Origin of the sequence: Xanthomonas sp. WHRI 8932A, from assembly GCF_035012785.1 — a bacterium.
Lineage (GTDB): Bacteria > Pseudomonadota > Gammaproteobacteria > Xanthomonadales > Xanthomonadaceae > Xanthomonas.
In genome coordinates this window covers 41,350-59,401 of the sequence record NZ_JAYGQQ010000004.1, presented here as the reverse complement: position 1 = coordinate 59,401, position 18,052 = coordinate 41,350, and the positions used below count along the sequence as shown (strand labels likewise).

The 18,052-nt window shown below is 65.2% G+C and carries 10 protein-coding genes and 1 pseudogene; 9 read left to right on the top strand and 2 right to left on the bottom strand.

The features are described 5' to 3' along the window. The first annotated feature begins 157 nt into the window (after positions 1-157). The 6 genes and pseudogenes from VC212_RS07340 to pbpC all read left to right on the top strand — a co-directional run bounded on the left by VC212_RS07340 (position 158) and on the right by pbpC (position 13,673). Positions 158-5,050: an alpha-2-macroglobulin gene (locus VC212_RS07340; protein WP_323515375.1), complete on the top strand. Its 4,893-nt coding sequence runs from the start codon at positions 158-160 to the stop codon at positions 5,048-5,050. A gap of 152 nt (positions 5,051-5,202) precedes the next feature. Further along, positions 5,203-5,669: pseudogene (locus VC212_RS07335) on the top strand (transposase). 353 nt (positions 5,670-6,022) lie between these two features. Further along, positions 6,023-8,989 (top strand): TonB-dependent receptor, encoded by a 2,967-nt coding sequence (locus VC212_RS07330; RefSeq protein WP_323515342.1) that lies wholly within the window; start codon positions 6,023-6,025, stop codon positions 8,987-8,989. Between the two features lie 150 nt (positions 8,990-9,139). Beyond that, a complete protein-coding gene (locus VC212_RS07325; RefSeq protein WP_323515341.1) occupies positions 9,140-10,087 on the top strand; it encodes a glycerophosphodiester phosphodiesterase family protein in 948 nt (315 codons plus the stop codon). Positions 10,088-10,365: 278 nt separating this feature from the next. Then, complete coding sequence (locus tag VC212_RS07320) at positions 10,366-11,163, top strand: CPBP family glutamic-type intramembrane protease (RefSeq protein WP_323515340.1); 798 nt, start codon at positions 10,366-10,368, stop codon at positions 11,161-11,163. 89 nt (positions 11,164-11,252) lie between these two features. Continuing rightward, positions 11,253-13,673: a penicillin-binding protein 1C gene (pbpC, locus tag VC212_RS07315; protein WP_323515339.1), complete on the top strand. Its 2,421-nt coding sequence runs from the start codon at positions 11,253-11,255 to the stop codon at positions 13,671-13,673. Positions 13,674-14,073: 400 nt separating this feature from the next. On the opposite strand, the gene VC212_RS07310 is transcribed toward pbpC, so the two are convergent. Both VC212_RS07310 and VC212_RS07305 read right to left on the bottom strand, forming a co-directional pair. Next, positions 14,074-14,634, bottom strand: coding sequence for a ferritin-like domain-containing protein (locus tag VC212_RS07310; RefSeq protein ID WP_055845761.1), 561 nt, complete (start codon positions 14,632-14,634; stop codon positions 14,074-14,076). A gap of 42 nt (positions 14,635-14,676) precedes the next feature. Continuing rightward, entirely contained in the window at positions 14,677-15,159 is a 483-nt protein-coding gene (locus VC212_RS07305; protein WP_115527263.1) for a peroxiredoxin, read from the bottom strand. A 162-nt stretch (positions 15,160-15,321) separates the two neighbouring features. Between VC212_RS07305 and VC212_RS07300 the strand changes: the two genes are divergently transcribed. From VC212_RS07300 to pilH, 3 genes are all read left to right on the top strand, one after another. Further along, positions 15,322-15,798, top strand: coding sequence for an Hsp20/alpha crystallin family protein (locus VC212_RS07300; RefSeq protein ID WP_323515338.1), 477 nt, complete (start codon positions 15,322-15,324; stop codon positions 15,796-15,798). Positions 15,799-16,202: 404 nt separating this feature from the next. Beyond that, positions 16,203-17,099, top strand: a complete 897-nt coding sequence (locus tag VC212_RS07295; protein WP_115512318.1) for a DnaJ C-terminal domain-containing protein — start codon at positions 16,203-16,205, stop codon at positions 17,097-17,099. Between the two features lie 449 nt (positions 17,100-17,548). Then, positions 17,549-17,935 (top strand): twitching motility response regulator PilH, encoded by a 387-nt coding sequence (gene pilH, locus VC212_RS07290; protein WP_008578169.1) that lies wholly within the window; start codon positions 17,549-17,551, stop codon positions 17,933-17,935. The last annotated feature ends 117 nt before the right edge of the window (positions 17,936-18,052 follow it).

The following is an 18,052-nucleotide window of genomic DNA, read 5'->3' as shown; positions in this document are numbered from 1 at the left end:
ACAGCCGCGCACGATCACCGCCCATCGGCAAGTCCACGACCGGCCACACATCCGACATCGGCGGCGTGAAGCACGTCGCTATACTGGCCGCCTCAGTCATGGGGTAGCGCGAATGGACAGGCAGCAATCAGGGATGAAGTGGTTTGGCGCGCGGCGCATGCTGCTATGGGTGGTACTGCTGACCGTGGCGATCGGCGGGGTGGCGTGCAAACGCAACGAAAGCGGGCAGCTGCCCACCGCCAGTGGCGAGGCGATCAAGGCCGACAAGCAGGCGATTACCGGGTTTGCGCTCGCGCGCGCCTATCCCGACCAGACCGGCGACGGCCTGTCGCTGGCGCTGGAATTCTCGCGTCCGCTGGTGGGTACGCAGGATTTCGATGCGCTGGTGCGCTTCGAAGAAAAGGTCGGCACCGGCGACAGCAGCTGGTCGCTGTCCGACGACGGCAAGACGCTGCGCTACCCATACGTGGAAGCCGCCAAGGACTACACGGTGCTGGTCGACGCCAATCTGCTGGCCGCCGATGGCAGCCGCCTGGGCAAGCCGCTCAAGCAGAAGGTCTATACCGGCGAACTCAAGCCGGTGGTCGGGTTCGCTTCACAAGGCAGTGTGTTGCCGGCGCGCGAAAGCCGCGGCCTGCCGGTGGTGTCGGTCAACGTGCCGGAAGTGGACGTGGAATTTCTGCGCGTGCGCGAAAAGTCGCTGCCGGCGTTCTTCCAGCAGTTCCAGCGCGGCGGCCGTCGTGGCAGCTGGGAGCTTGAGAGCGAATACAACGACAAACAACCGCTGTCCAAGCTGGCCGACCCGGTGTACGTCAACCGTTTCATCCTGGGCGGCAAGCAGAACGAGCGCGTGCTGACCTACCTGCCGACGCAGGACATCAAGGAGCTGCAGGAGCCTGGCCTGTACTTTGCGGTGATGAAGCGCGCCGGTAGCTTCGAGAACGAACAAGAGACCGCGTTCTTCACCGTCAGCGACATCGGCCTGCACACGCGCGCCTACAAGGACAAGTTGTTCGTGCACACCGCCTCGTTGCAGAGCGGCGAGCCGATCAAGAACGTGGAAGTGCGCATCCTCGATGCCAAGGGCGAGCTGTTCCTCAAGGGCGCCACCGACGGCAACGGCAATGCGCTGCTCAACTACACGCTCGATGCCGGCCACGTGCTGGTGGCGCGCAGCAAGACCGATGTCTCGTTGCTGCCGTTCAACCAGCCGGCGCTGGATCTGAGCGAATTCGCGGTGGCCGGACGCCAGAGTGCGTGGTTCGACGTGTTCGCCTGGGCCGGCCGCGATCTGTATCGCCCTGGCGAAACCATGCGTGTGTCGGCGATCCTGCGCGACAACGATGGCAAGCCTACGAACGGGCCTTCCAAGGGCGGGCAACCAGTCTTCCTGCGCCTCAAGCAGCCGGACGGCAAGACCTTCCGCGAAACCAAACTGCAGCCCGGCGAGCAGGGCTACTTCGAATTCACCCAGCAGATTCCTGCCGATGCCGCGACCGGCCGCTGGCAGGTGGAGTTCCGCACCGACCCGGCCAGCAAGGATGCCGTGCAGGGCATGACCGTGCGCGTGGAAGAGTTCCTGCCCGAGCGCATGAAGCTGGACCTGGATGCCGCGCAAAAGACCTTGAGTGCCGGCCAGCCGTTCAAGCTGGTCGCCACTGCCGCGTATCTGTATGGCGCGCCGGCCGATGGCAACCGTTTCACCGCCAAACTTGCGGTCAGCGTCGAGCAGCATCCGCTGGAGTCGTTGCCGGGCTGGTTCTTCGGCGACCCCACCCTGGAGCTGCCGCGCGAAGCCAAGGACGTGATCGATACCGAGTTCGGTAGCGACGGCATCCTGCGCGAAGACATCGCGCTGCCCAGCGAAGCCAAGCCGGTTAGCACGATCGCCGCAGTGGTCTCCGGTAGCGTGTACGAAACCGGCGGACGCACGGTGACCCGCACGGTCAAGCGTGTGCTGTGGCCGGCCAAGGCGCTGGTTGGCGTGCGCCCGTTGTTCGACGACGAAGATGGCGCCGATGCCAACGGCAGCGCGCGCTTCGAACTCACCCGCGTGGATGCCGACGGCAAACCGCAGCCGGCCAAGGGGCTGAAAGCCACGCTGGTGCGCGAGCTGCGCGACTACCACTGGAACTACAACGACAACCACTGGGATTACGACTTCACCCGCCGCTTCGAGAACAAGGACACGCGCACGCTCGATGTGGGCAGCGCCAACGCCAAGCTCGATTTCCCGGTGGAGTGGGGCGAGTACCGCCTGGACGTGTTCGACCCGGCCACCGGGCTGACCACGCGTTACCCGTTCCGCGCCGGTTGGAGCTGGAACGACGAAAACCGCGGCCTGGATGCGCGCCCCGATAAGGTCAAGCTGGCGCTGGACAAGACCGGCTACCGTGCCGGCGACACGCTCAAGGTCACGCTGACTCCGCCGCACGCCGGCAAGGGCGTGCTGCTGGTGGAAAGCGACAAGCTGCTCTACGTGCAGGACATCGACGTCAAGCCGGGCAGCACGTTCGAAATTCCGGTGACAGAAGCCTGGGAGCGCCACGACGTCTACGTCACCGCGCTGGTGTTCCGTGGCGGTACCGCGCCGAGCAAGATCACCCCCGCGCGTGCGGTAGGCGTGGCGCATGTGCCGATGGATCGTAAGGCGCGGCGCGTGGCGGTGGGCTTGTCCGCGCCCAAGCAGATGCGTCCCGAACAATCGTTGCCGGTGACGGTGAGCGTGCCGGAACTGGCGGGCAAGGCGGCGCACGTCACCATATCGGCGGTGGACGTGGGCATCCTCAACATCACCCGCTTCCCGGTGCCAGATGCCAACGCGCAGTTCTTCGCGCAACGTCGCCTGGGCACCGATGCCTATGACATTTATGGTCGCGTGATCGAAAGTTTCGAAGGCGCCAGCGGCAAGCTCAAGTTCGGCGGCGACATGGCGCTGGAAGCGCTGCCGCAGGCCAAACGCCCGACCGCCCGCGTGCAGACCGTGGACCTATTCTCCGGGTCGGTGACGCTCGATGCCAAGGGTAATGCGCGCGTGCAACTGCCGGTGCCGGATTTCAATGGCACCTTGCGGGTGTCGGCGCTGGTGTATTCGGACACGCGCTACGGTAACCGCGATATGGAAACGGTGGTGCGTGCGCCGATCCTGGCCGAAGCCAGCATGCCGCGCGTGATGGCGCCGGGCGACCGCAGCACGGTGACGCTGGACGTGCAGAACTTTACCGGCAAGCCGGGTGAGTTCAACGTGCGTGTGGACGGCATCGGCCCGCTGGCCATTGCCGAGGCGGCGCGCAGCATCAAGCTGGGCGTGGATGCCAAGCAGACGCTGAGCTTCCCGCTCACCGCCACCGAAGGCTATAGCGTGGCCAAGGTGCGTGTGCGCGTGGACGGCAATGGCTTCAAGGCCGACCGCAACTACGAGCTGCCGGTGCGTGCCGGGTGGCCGCAGGTGTTGCGCACGCAGACGCGCGTGCTCGACCCGCTGGCGCCGATCACCCTGGACAGCAGTTTTGCCGACGGCCTGATGGCCGGCTCGGTGACTGCGCGCATGGTGGTCAGCCCGCTGCCGCCGATTCCGTTCGCCAGCGCCATGCAGGGCGCGCTGGATTACCCGTATGGCTGCGCCGAGCAGACCACCAGCAAGGGCTACGCAGCGCTGTTGCTCGACGAGGCCACCGCCAAGGCGCTGGGCACCAAGGGGCTGGATGCGGCCACGCGCCGCGAGCGCATGGAAGGCGCGTTCGGCCGCCTGGCGTCGATGCAGATCGCCAGCGGGCATTTTTCGATGTGGGGCGACGACGGCTACGTCAATCCGGGCCTGACCCCCTACATCGCCGAGTTCCTGCTCGACGCCAAGGACGCCGGCTTTGCGGTGCCCGATAACGTGCTGCAGAAGGCACTCAATCGCCTGAGCGAAGATCTGCTGTCCGGCGGCAACGAGTTCTATGGGCAGGACCGTCGCGACAACCTCAAGTTCGCCAACCAGGCGTGGTCGGGTTACGTGTTGGCACGCGTCAACCGCGCCCCGCTGGGCACGCTGCGCGCGCTGTACGACAACCAGCGCGACAAGGCGTTGACTGGCCTGTCGCTGGTGCATCTGGGCGCGGCGTTGTCGCTGCAGGGCGATACCAAGCGCGGTGACGCGGCGATCAAGGCCGGGTTTGCCAAGGACAGCGCCGAGCGTCCGCGCTATCTGAGCGATTACGGCAGTGTGGTGCGCGACGATGCCTTGATGATGGCGTTGCTGCACGAACGTGGCTTGTCCAAGCCCGAGTACGACACCCGCGTGGTGGCCCTGGGGCAGGCACTGGATGCGCGCCGCGCTGGCGGAGTGTTGTGGCTGAGCACGCAGGAGCAGATTGCGCTGGCGCGGCTGGGCAAGGCGTTGATGGTGGGGCAGGGCAAGCAGGTCTCGGGCAGTTTGACCGTCGGCGATGAGGTGCAGCAGATCGCACCGGCCCGCGTGTTCGGACGCAGCTTCGACAGTGCGGCGCTGGCCCGCGGCGTGCAGTTCGCGCCGCAGGGCGAAGCGCCGATGTATGCCAGTCTGGAAGTGGCCGGCATCCCGCGCACTGCACCGGAAGCAGACACGCGCCACCTCAGCGTGGAGCGCAGCTGGTACACCACCGACGGCAAGCCGTGGACGCCGCGTGCGCTGAAGGAGGGCGAGGCGCTGATCGTGCGCGTCACCATCACCGCCAACGAATCGATGCCCGATGCGTTGCTCACCGATCTGTTGCCGGCCGGCCTGGAAATCGAGAATTTCAATCTCGGCGATGCCAAGCAATGGGCCGACGTGGTGGTGGACGGTATCGGCGTCAGCGAGCGTTCCAGTGCCGCCGACGTCAAGCACGAAGAGTTCCGCGACGACCGTTATGTGGCTGCGCTGGCGCTGTCGTCGGGCAGCAAGGCGCAGGTGTATTACCTGGTGCGCGCGGTAACGCCGGGCACCTACACCGTTCCGCCGTCGCTGGTGGAAGACATGTATCGGCCCGAGCTGCGTGGCGTGGGCCGCACCACCCCGGCGACGATCACGGTGGTGCAGCCCTAAAGGCAACAAGGTAGGAGCGCGCTCGCGCGCGATGGAGCTTTCCCGGCTATACCCCATCGCACGCAAGCGCGCTCCTACGGTCGGGGTTTCCTCACTGAAGCGAGCGCCCGACCCCGATGCAAGGATTTGCGTGGGCGGGCCAGCATGCATCGATGATCAGCCCCATCTCCGCAGGACATCGTGCACTACGTCGTGGCCGGTGCTCGCTCGCAAAGTGCTGCTATCTACTCACCGTGACAACTGTCCAGCGGCGATGTGTGTTCGACGATTTTCAGCTGGCCGCGTCAGCGTGCCGCGCGTTCATCGCCGCGCAGCCAGAAGATGCCACCTTACTTGCCTGGGTGCTGATGCCGGACCATGTTCACTGGCTGGTGCAGCTGGGGGACGTCACTCCGCTGGCGCGGGCGGTGTCATGCATGAAGGCAGCAAGCACGCGTGCGGTCAATCAGCAGCGCAGGGTGCCCGCCGCGGTTTGGGCGCGGGCCTACCACGACCGCGGCTTGCGCAATGAAGACGATCTGCGCAGCGTGGCTCGCTACCTGATCGCCAACCGCTACGCGCCGGATTGCTGGACCGGATCGGTGACTATCCATTCTGGGATGCAATCTGGCTGCCGTAGGAGCGCGCTTGTGCGCGATGGGACTACACCGGGAGAGCCGCATCGCGCGCAAGCGCGCTCCTACGCGCGGTTGGACGTCAGCGGGAGAGCCGCATCGCGCATAAGCGTGCTCCTACGCGCAGTTGAACGTCAGCGGGAGAGCCGCATCGCGCGCGAGCGCGCTCCTACGCGCGGTTGGACGTCAGCGGGAGAACCCAATCCCGCGCAATGGCACCGCGGATTCGCATGCGGCGACATCGCTGCGCATTGTCTTTTCGGTGCGATGCAAGCGACACGCGAGGGTCATTTTTACTGGATAGGGTGGCGTGCTTTCTCACCGGCGCGGCGCCTTTGCTGCGCGATCTCGGGATTCCATGCAGCGCTCCGATTCGTACCGTTTGCACTTGTCCGTTCTCGCCGTCGCCATCGCGGCATGTTCCCCCGCGTTGCAGGCGCAGACCAACCCGGCTTCTGTTAGCGCAGAGCGCACTGTTCCATCGTCGCCTGTAGTCTCTGCAAATCCGGCAGGCGCTATGGCGGCACCGGGCGACGCCGCAGGCGCCGACTCCGTCGCGTCCTCAGGTGAAATAGCCAACACCGACGCACCGCGCGCCGCCACCAACACCGGCGTGCAAACTCTCGATGCCATGCAGGTCACCGGCGTGCGTCGCGCCAATGCAGCGGCGGTGGAGAGCAAGCGCGCAGCGACCAACATCACCGATGTCATCAGTGCCACCGATGTGCGTGCGCTGCCGGACAGCACCATCGTCGAAGCACTGCGTCGCGTGCCGGGTTTATCCGTGTTGCCGGCGACCGATAACGAACATCCGCGCGACGAAGCGGCCACGCCGGTGTTGCGCGGCCTTGGGCCGTCGTACAACAACGTCACCATCGATGGCTTGACCATCGCCTCGCCCGGCACGCCCAACGGTACGCTCGGCTCGATCACCCGCGGCGTGCGGCTGGATCTGTTGCCGGCCTCGATGGTCAGCGAATTGCAGGTGATCAAGACGTTCACGCCGGATCTGGATCCCAATGCCACCGGCGGCGCGATCAATCTCAAGACGCGCAGTGCGTTCGAAAACGGCGGCAAGCCATTCTTCAGTGCCGAAGCGGCGCTGGGCCACGCCAACGATGTCGGCAAGCCGCGCGATCAGGACGACCCGGGCTATCGCCTGAATGCCACCGGCAGCCGCACCTTCGGCAGCGAACAGCAATACGGTTTCACGCTGTCGGCCAACTACCAAACGCTGAGCAGCTACACCGAAACCCATATGACCACCGACACGGTGCATTACGGGTTCTACGACAACAACGGCGTACTGCAGACCGGCGCCAATCTCGGCAATGGCTGGGCGGTGCCGCAGCAGGATAAGTATTGGTACGTGCAGAATCAGCGCGACCGCTATGGCGTCACCGGCAAGTTCGAAGTGCGGCCCAGCGCGGCGCTCGAAGCGTATGCCATGGCCGGTTACTACTATTTCAAGGACAACATGGAGCGCAACGAGGTCATCATCGACCCGCGCAACCGCAACCAGGTGTTCAACCAGACCGCCACCTCCGGCAGGTATCCCGGCGGCGATATCGAAGTGGGATATTCCAACCAGATTGTCACCACGCGCACCAAGGTCGCGCAGTTGGGCAGCATCTGGCGGCCGACCGATCGGCAGCAGTTTTCCGCGCGCGGGGCGTGGTCGGATGCGACCTACGACGAGCCGATCCGCATGATCAAATACGCCACCGGCATTACCCGCGCCGCACCGGTGCCAGTGGGCCAGACCGGCAGTGGCGTGACCCTCAATGCCACGCCCAACTATGCGTTCAACTACGACACCTCCGGGTTCGATCAGCGCTTCGGTGTGTCGCCGCAGGCTTATAACAACCTGGATAACTACAGCCTGTCGTACTGGCGCCCGGACTACAAACGCACCGCGGCCGACCGCATTCTCACCGGACGGCTCGATTACGGCTTCAATCAGGGCGAAAGCGATCAGGGCATTGGCTTTGCGGCGGGCGTGGCGTACACCACCGACAAGCCGTCCTACGACATCTATCGTGTCGAGTATCAGCCCAACACCAGCGCGCCGGCCTTCGGCCTGGCCGACGTGGCCGGCACCGGCAGGGCGCCGATGCGTTACGCCGGCTTGAACCTGATCACCATCGATCCGGGCAAGGCCAACCGCGTGCTGGCGGCAACGCCGTTGAGCGCATTCAACAGCACCGACCAGCAGGCTTTCAGCAACCAGGACAATTTCACCCATACCGAAAAGACCTTCGGCAGCTATGGGCTGGTGAGCTATCGCAGCGATCGGCTCAACGTGCAGGCCGGTGTGCATTTGGATAGCACCAAGCTGGACACGGTGGGCCGCCAGCGTCAGCTGGATACCGCGACCAATCGCTACGTCTACGTCGACAATCCGACCAGTGCCGATTACGACTATCTGCTGCCGTCGGCCATCATGACCTACCATCTGACCGATGCACTGGACCTGCGCGCCGGCGCCAGCCGCACGCTCGGCCGCCCCCCGTACGATGCGTACGCGGCGCGTACTTCGATCGGCTTCGTCAACACGACCGACGCCGGCAACCCGAATGCGCAAGGCGTCACCGTCACCATCGGCAACCCGGACATCAAACCGCGCGTGTCCAATAACCTGGATCTGTCGCTGGAATGGCGCCTGCCCGGCGACTTCGATGCGTTCGCCTCCGCTGCCGTGTTCGATAAGCGCATCCAGGACGAGATCTTTACGCTCTCGCGCACCGACAGCTTCACCTTCGACGGCACCACCTACGCGAATGCCTTGATCAGCACCCCGGCAAATGCGGCCAAAGCGCGCATTCGCGGCGTGGAATTCAACGGCATCGTCAACACCTTGGCGCCGATTGCGCCGTGGCTCAGCGGTGTGGGCTTCAGCGCAAACCTCGCCGTGCTCGATGGCAGCCTGGACGTGCCGTACAGCGTCGGCAGCGGCAGCAACGTGAGCCAGCGTGAGCGCAGCCTCGACAACCTGGTCGGCCAGCCCGACTACACCGCCAACGCCACGCTGTTCTACAACACCGGCGGCCTGGAGCTGCGCGCTGCCTACAACCGGCAAGGCAAGGCCTTGCGGGCCATCGTCAGCAATATCGATTGGCAGGATCTGTACTGGTCGCCGCGCTCGCAACTGGATTTCACTGCCACCTATGCCATCAGCAAGCAACTCAGCTTGATCGGCCAGGTCAGCAACATCACCCACAGCCGCATCACCAGCGTGACCGGCCCAGGGCAGAACCTGCTCAAGGACAGTTATTCGGTGCCCACGACCTATTGGTTTGGTCTGCGCTTTACGCCGACGTTTTGAGCGTAGCGCTTGAAATAAAGCCGCCATGGGCCGGATGCCGATGGCGCGCTGGATCGGACGTGCGAGCGTTGCTTACAGCATCCAGCTTGTATGTGCTTCGCCTGGCGCAGACGCCGTCGGGCGATCAGTCACCCACTTGAGAGTTGTTCAATGACACTACGTTCTGTTGCCACTGTCGCCGCCATGCTGTGCGCGACGCTCGCCAGCCCTGTGAATGCAGCACCCACCGGTGTCGCGGCGATCCAGGCGCGTTTGACCAACCCGCAAGGCGGCATCGTGGTGGTGGCGCATCGCGGTTGCCACGCGGCCGCACCGCAGCATGGCTTCACCGACACCGCGCCGGAGAACTCGCTGGCGGCGCTGCAGCGGTGCATCGCCATCGGTGCCGATGTGATGGAAACCGACGTGCGCCGCGCCGCCGATGGCACGCTGGTGATGTTGCACGACGCCACCGTGGATCGCACCACCGATGGCACCGGCAAGCTGTCCGAACTCACGCTGGCCGAGTTGCAAAAGCTGCGTTTGCGCAGCGACGAAGGCGGCGCGCAGGCAGCGCTGACCGATCAGCGCGTGGTCACGTTGGAGCAGATGCTGGCCGCCGCCAAGGGCCACATCCTGCTCAATCTGGACGTCAAGGATGCGATCTACGTGCAGGTAGTCGATGCGGTCACGCGTGCCGGCATGCAGCACCAGGTGATCGTCAAGGCCGAAGCAGGCATTGCGACCTCGCCGCTGGCGGCGATGCAGCCGTTCGACCGCGTGTATTTCTTCCCGATCCTGATCAACGCACACGGCACGGCCGATCTGGCCGCGATCGCCACAGCACAAACCCGCAATGCGCGCCCGATGGCCTTTGAACTGCCCAAGATGGCCGCGTCGCAATTGCCGGCCCTGGCGGCAGTGAGCAAGACACACAACGTACGTCTAATGGTCAACTCGCTGTGGGAAGGGTTTATCGCAGGCTACGGCGGCGACGCCGATGCCGAACGCGATCCGGAAAAAGTGTGGGGGCGTCTGTACCGCGATGGTGTGTCGATCATCCAGACTGATGCACCGGAAGCGTTGTTGCGGTATCGCGCCACACTCGAAAAACGCTGAGCGCACTGCATCAGTGGTTGCAGGCAAGTGCGCTGGATCACGATCAGCACTGGTACGTGGGATCGCGTCCGCGATTGGCGAGAGAGGTGACTACTTGCCAGTTGGTGGGGAGGGTGAGTACACGCCATCGCCTTGCTTGATACCTGCCGCTGTCAGCGATCGCGAGCAGCTGCCAGACGACAAGCACGATAGCCCGCTGTCTTGCCCTCAAACCGTTGTGGGCGTTGGTGTGTAACGGGTACAGTGAATCCCTGACAGGTGCGCTCAAGGATGTCGGCATGTCGCTCAGGTTTCGCCCTCAGCAGGTTGGCAGGCATTTCACGTGGCTGGCGGTGCTGCTGGTTGCTCTACAGATCCGCGATATCGCCAAGGCCATCGGGTGGCCGATTCCGAGGATCCCTGTGCCCTATGGCGGCGCAATCCTCGACAATGTGCTCAGCGTCATCCTCGTCGTGATCGCAGCCGCGCTGCTCTACCGCAGCACGCCTGGCGATCTGCGCGCGCGCCTGGGGCTGCGCTGGAATGGGGTGCGTGGGCCGTTGTTGACGTTGCTCGCCACGTTACCGTGTTGGGTTGGGTTATGGACGCAGGCCAGCGCGATCGGTATCGACGATCTGCTCAGCCTGCTATGGCTGGCGTTATTGTTTCCGCTGGCCGAAGAGATCGTGTTTCGCGGGTTCGGCTTCGTGTTCGCCTGTCGCGCGCTGGCTTGGCGTCCCGCACTGGCCGCGCTGGTGCAGGCGCTGATCTTCGGTGGCGTGCATTGGCTCGGAGCCGGCGGCGGCAGCGGGGGCGAGGCACTGCTGATCTTTGCCATCACCGGGATCGGTGCACTGCTGTTTGCCATCGTCGATGCGCAGGACGGCTACACGATCTGGAGCGGCTGGGTGCTACATGCTTCGCTCAACGCGGCTTGGACTGTGTTCGCGGTGTCCGACTCTGCGGCCAGTGGTTGGCTTGGCATGGTCTTGCGCCTGTCTGCCGTGTTTCTGACGATGGCCTTGTTGCGGGTCTTCGTGACGCCGCGTGGCCCGGCCCCTCCCGCGGTCGCGGCGAACGTGCGTCGAACTTCCTAGAGCACCGATGCGCAGGAACGTCGGGCGGTATCAGGTGATTCGATCTGTGCCAGTGGCCGAAACGCGTTTTGCCCTGCATGCTTGGCACGATGGATGAGCAATCGCAGGCGCAGACAGGGACAGAGCGGACGCAGCAGCGCCCGCAAGTGCCGAACCCACAGGTCCGAAACGGACGGCGCTGGCTGAGCTGGCTACGCTTGAGCGTGGCGGCGGTGCTGGCCATGGTGCTGGTGCTGGACCTGGCCTTCCCGTTGCCGCTGCCCAAATCGCGCGACACCTCCACCCTGGTGGTGGCGCGCGACGGCACGCCATTGCGCGCGTTCGCTGATCGCAACGGCGTGTGGCGCTATCCGGCCAGCCCGGACACGGTGTCGCCGCTGTATCTGCAGGCCTTGCTGAACTACGAAGACCGCTGGTTCTGGCGGCATCCCGGCGTCAACCCGTGGGGCTTGTTGCGTGCCGGCGGGCAGTGGCTGGGGCAGGGGCGCATCGTCTCCGGCGGTTCGACCTTGACCATGCAGGTGGCGCGCATCCTTGACCCGCATACGCGCACGCCATGGGGCAAGGCCAAGCAGTTGCTGCGCGCGCTGCAGCTGGAAGCGCATCTGAGCAAGCGCGAGATTCTCACCCTGTATCTGGAGCGCGCCCCCTACGGCGGCACCATCGAAGGCGTGGAAGCGGCCAGTTGGGCGTACCTGGGCAAGCCGGCCACCGCGTTGTCGCAAGCCGAAGCGGCGTTGCTGGCGGTGTTGCCGCAATCGCCCAGCCGGCTGCGCCCGGACCGTCACCCGGAAGCGGCGCAACGTGCGCGCGACAAGGTGCTCGATCGCATGGTGGAGCTGGGCGTGTGGTCGCGCGCGCAGGTCGACGATGCCCGCATCGAACCGGTGGTGACGCGCGCGCTCAAACCGCCCTTGCATGCCGCGCTGCTGGCGCAGCGGTTGCATAGCGCGCAACCGCGCGCCGCACGCATCGTCACCACGCTGGATGCGGAATTGCAGCGCACCCTGGAAGAGCGCGTGGCCACGTATTTTTCGCAATTGCCCGAGCGCACTTCGGCTGCATTGCTGGTGGTCGACAACGCCACCATGGAAGCGCGTGCCTATGTCGGCTCGGCCAGCTTCGGCGATCGCAAGCGGCTCGGCCATGTGGACATGGTGCAGGCCTGGCGCTCGCCCGGGTCTACGCTCAAACCGTTTTTGTACGGTATGGCGTTGGACGATGGCTTGATCCATTCGGAAAGCTTGTTGGTGGATGCGCCGCAGAGCTTCGGCGACTACCGGCCCGGCAACTTCGATGCCGCCTTCAACGGACCGGTGAGTGCCGCCACTGCGTTGCGCTTGTCATTGAATGTGCCGGCGGTGGACCTGCTCGATCGCATCGGCCCGGCACGCTTTGCCGCGCGGCTGTCTAATGCGGGCATTGCGCTGCACTTCCCGCGTGGCAGCACGCCATCGCTGGCGTTGATCCTGGGCGGCACCGGTGCGCAATTGCAGGAATTGGTCGGCGCGTTCGCGGCGCTCAATCGCGGCGGTATCGCCGGGCGCGTGCGCTACACGCCGGACGATGCACGGATCGATCGACGGTTGATGTCGCCGGGCGCGGCCTGGATCGTGCGCGAGATTTTGCAGAGCAATCCGCGCCCCGGCTATGGCAGTGGCACCTTCGATACCGCCGCCCGCCCGGGGGTGGCCTGGAAGACCGGCACCAGTTACGGCTACCGCGATGCCTGGGCCATTGGCGGCACGCGGCGCTATACCGTGGGTGTGTGGGTTGGCCGCCCGGATGGCACACCGTTGCCCGGCCAATACGGTGCGGTAACCGCATTGCCGCTGATGTTCGAAGTGATCGATGCATTGCCGCGCAACGCCGGCGACAGTGCGCCGCTGCCGATGCCGGCCACGGTGCAGGCCAGGGAGATTTGTTGGCCGCTCGGCGGCGCGCTGGAGCAGACGCCGCCGGCACTGTGCGCACGCCGTGCCGAGGCCTACGCACTGGATGGCGCGCTGCCGCCCACCTTTGGCGAACGCGACGCGCGGTTGTGGCAAAGCGGGCGGTTGCAGTTTGAGGTGGACGCGCACAGCGGCCAGCGCCTGTCGCAGGAGTGCACGCAGCCACATGCGCGCACGCCACGCGCATTGGCACGCTGGCCGGCACTGGTGTCGCCCTGGCTCAGCGCGGCAGAACGCACCGCCGCGCAGCTGCCGCCGTTGGCACCGGACTGCCTACCGGACGGGCGCATGACCGGCGGCGGCGTGCTGCGCATCGATGGATTGAGTGACCGCGCCACGTTGGCCCGCGCAAACGACACCGCACGCCCGGTGCGCCTGCAGTTGCGCGCGCTGGGCAGCGAGGCGCGCATCGACTGGCTGCTGGACGGTCGTTGGATTGCACAGACCAACGGACGCCAGGGATTCCAGCGCGACTTTGCGGACGTGGGAGAGCACACGCTCACCGCCATGGCCAGCGACGGTGCCTGGACGCAAGTGCGGTTTCGCGTCTTGCGTTGAGTGGGCATCGACGTGCACGTAGGAGCGCACCCGGGCGCGATGGGGCTTTACTGGTAAGGCTTCATCGCGCCCGGGTGCGCTCCTACGGAGACCATGGTTTCTGCCACCGTCCGCACCAGACCACAAGCACAAACAAGGCGCCCAGCGGCGCCCTGTTTGTGTTGCGTCTTCGATGCTGCAGTCGCATCTGAGTAATCAGCAAGGCCAGGCAAGCCAGCACCCGCTCACCGCAATGGCCGGTGACAATGCTTTGACGAAGGTGCGCTCCTACGCGGACCATGGTTTCTGCCACCATCCGCACCAAGCCACAAACACAAACAAGGCGCCCAGCGGCGCCCTGTTTGTGTTGCGTCTTCGATGCTGCATGCGCATCGGCGCCATCAGCACCGACGCAACACAGTCACTCGCCGATCCAGCCTTCTAGCATGTCGGCAAACTCATCGGCGTGCTCTTCTTCCTGGGCCAGAATGCTTTCCAGGATGCGCTTGGTGGTGGTGTCCTTGTCGCCGATGAAATCGATCATCTCGCGATAGCTGTCGATGGCGATGCGCTCGGCGATCAGGTTCTCCTTGACCATGTCGCGCAGATCGGTGCCTTCCTTGTATTCGGCATGCGAGCGCTTGGTCAGCGTGTCCGGGTTGAGGTCCGGTTCGCCGCCCAGCTGCACGATGCGCTCGGCCAGCTTGTGCGCGTGTGCCTGTTCCTGCTGCGCATGCTCCAGAAACTCGCCCTTGACCGCGTCTGCAAGCATGCCCTTGGCCATGAAGTAGTGGCGGTAGTAGCGCAGGGTGCACACGTACTCGGTCGCCAACGCGGTGTTGAGCAGCGCGATCACTGCCTCGCGGTCGGCGTGATAGCTCTCGGTAATGGCGCCGTCTTCGATGCTCTGGCGTGCGCGTGCGCGCAAGGTGGCGGTATCGGTGATACCGGCGGGGATGTTGGTGGCTGGCTGATCAGACATGGCTGGCCGTTTTCCTTCTGAGTGGACGGGGGAATGGTGACTTCAATCAGGCAGATGCTGCAGCACGTAATCGGCCGCAGACACCTTGAACTCGCCGGGTTCTTCGACAAACAAGGCCTTGACCACGCCGTCGTCGGCATACAGCGCATAGCGGCGCGAACGCAGGCCCATGCCCGAGCCGCTCGCGTCGATTTCAAGGCCTAGTGCGCGAACCAGTTCGGCGTTGCCGTCGGGCAACAGGTGCAGACCATCGGGAACCAACTGGGCGCGGCCCCAGGCCTGCATCACGAACGGGTCGTTGACGGCGGTGCACAACACGTCGATGCCGCGTTTGCGGAACTCTTCGAAGTGCTCCACATACCCCGGCAAGTGTTTGGCCGAGCAGGTCGGCGTGAATGCGCCCGGCACTGCAAACAGCAGCACCTTGCGGCCAGCGAACAAGCGATGCGTGTCGACCGCTTCGATACCCTCGCGCATGCGCTTGAGCACCACTTCGGGAATGCTGTCACCAACGGCAATGGTCATGGGGCTGGGCTCCTGTGGCTGAACGAAGTCTAGAAAAGGGCAGGGAAAAAGCGCGTCAACGCGCTTGAAATCCGCACGGCCACGCCTATCTGACGCACATGGTCGGCGCGGTGGTGCATGCCGCCGTCGCCGGCCCCTCACCCAACCTTTTGGAGGCTTGCAATGAACATCGTTCGTTATCCCCAGTGGCCCACGCACGCGCTGCAAAACGAGATCAAGCACGTGTTCGATCGTTTCTTCGAACAGAACAGCGATACCGACGAATCGGCCGTGGTCACCGCCCAATGGGTGCCGCGTGTGGACATCACGGAAGAGCCCAACCACTTCGTCCTTTATGCCGATCTGCCGGGCATCGACCCCAGCCAGATCGAGGTGCAGATGGACAAGGGCATCCTGTCGATCAAGGGCGAGCGCAAGAGCGAGTCCAGTACCGACACCGAGCGCTTCTCGCGCATCGAACGCCGCTACGGCAGTTTCCATCGGCGTTTCGCGCTGCCCGACAGTGCCGATGCCGATGGCATCACCGCTGCCGGTCATAACGGCGTGCTGGAAATCCGCATTCCCAAGCGCCCGGCAGCCACCCCGCGTCGCATTCAGGTGGGCAACGCGCAGGCCACCGGCGGTAGCACGGTGCAGTAAGCGCCATCGCGGCCGCCGCATGCGCGGCGCAGGCTGGACAGGACTGTGGCCGGGGTGTGTATGACACCCCGGCCCGACTCGCCAGTTGCCGCCGACCGGCGAGCGGCGTGCTGCGGGGCGCGTGCTGACAAGTCATGGACCTGGAGCGAAGTCACCGACTTCGCTCCCCGGCGACGGCCGCGCCGTAGAATAGGCACGGTCGCCCGCCCGGCTGCGAAGAGATCGGCCAGCAACCCTGTTGCGTGACCGCCACGTGGGCGCGGCTGGTGTCTGGAATCGGTAGGGACGGCATGTACCCACGATTCCCACCGCCCGCGCCATGCATGGCCGTCCCACCTGGTGTCTGCCTCTCGAACTGGCTCGTGGCCCTGGCTGCGGGCCGTTTTTTTTCCAGAGGTGAATAGATGGAATTCAAGGATTACTACGCAACGCTGGGCGTGGAGCCCAGCGCAGGCGACGCGGAGATCAAGACCGCGTATCGCCGATTGGCGCGCAAGTACCACCCCGACGTCAGCAAGGAAGCCGGCGCCGAAGACAAATTCAAGGCGATCAATGAAGCCTACGAGGCGCTGCGCGATCCGCAAAAGCGCAAGGCCTACGACCAGTTGAAGGCGCAGGGCTATCGCCCGGGCGACGAGTTCCAGGCGCCGCCCAGCCACGGGGGCGGGCAGGGCTTCGACTATGAAGAGGTGTTCGGCAACGGCGGTGCCGGTGGCGGCTTCAGCGACTTCTTCGAAAGCCTGTTCGCCGGCCAGCGCGGCGGCCGCCCGCGCGGCCCGGGTGCCGGTCCTGGCGCAGGGCCGGGTCCGCAGGCGCGTGGTGACACCCGCGCCAAGCTGGCGGTGCCGCTGGAAGCGGTGCATTCGGGCGACAGCGTGCGCATCACCATCAACGGCAAGCAGCTGGACGTGCGCGTGCCCAAGGGCGTGCAGCCCGGCCAGGTGATTCGCCTGAGCGGGCAGGGCAACGGCGGCGGCAATCTGCTGTTGGAGATCGAATACGCCGCGCACCCGCAGTTCGAGGTGGACGGGCGCAACATTCTCTACTTCCTGCAGGTCATGCCCTGGCAGGCGGCGCTGGGCACCACCATCAGCGTGCCGACCCTGGGCGGCTCGGTGGAATTGAAGGTGCCCGCCGACTCGGATGCCGGCCGCAAACTACGCCTGCGCGGCCGCGGCCTGCCGGGCACCCCCCCGGGCGATCAGATCGTGGAACTGGAAATCCTGGCCCCGGCCCCCACCGACGACGCGCAGAAAAAGGCCTACCGCAACCTGGCCAAGGCCTTCGGCGAGACGGTGTGAGATCCACAGGCGCCTCTCTTCGGTAGAGGGGCGCTGAGGTCCAGACGTCTCGCCCGTCGCAACGCGCGAGCCTCCCAATATGAGGAGGCGCGAAAGCCCCTCTCCTGCGGGAGAGGGGTTGGGGTGAGGGTACGGCCGCCCGTTGCGGCTGCCGGCGTCAGTCAACTTCGGCCGGGCGCCACTTCAATGGCGGACGTTGCGTCCAGCGAGCGAAGCTGGATCCAAGCGTCCCTCCAGCAGTCAGCGCCAGCAGCCTCCTTAGCCGAAGCGCGACGCATCGCCTGCACCTCGCTTCCAATCCCTCACCGGTCACCACGGCGCACAGGAGTGCGAAGGCGAGCACCGCGTGCACGGCACCGCAGCACAGCCTTCGACCATCGCGCTATTGCCCCCAGCTACCGAAAGCGCAGCTGGCGCACTACACTCGCCGCGCACACTAGGGGAAACACATGGCACGCATTTTGATCGTCGACGACTCGCCGTCGCAGCTGCTGGGGATTCAGCGCATCGTCGAGAAGTTGGGACACGAAACCATCACCGCCACCGATGGCGCCGCCGGCGTGGAAGCGGCCAAGGAGTCGCTGCCGGATCTGGTGTTGATGGACGTGGTGATGCCCAACCTCAACGGCTTCCAGGCCACGCGCACGCTCAAGCGCGAGCCCACCACCCAGCACATCCCGGTGATCCTGGTGACCACCAAGGATCAGGACACCGACCGCATGTGGGGCATGCGCCAAGGCGCGCGCGCCTATATCACCAAGCCGTTCTCCGAAGACGAACTGCTGGAAGTGATGGAGCGGGTGTTCAACCAGAAGGACGAGCCGCCGAAGGCGTGATCGCTGACATCCGCGGCAACTGATCCGGGAGTCGCGCGCGAGCAGGCGATGACTTCCGGCATCATCGCCTTGGCGAATGGCAAGCTCCTCACTGCGAACCGGCAATTGCCAACGGTC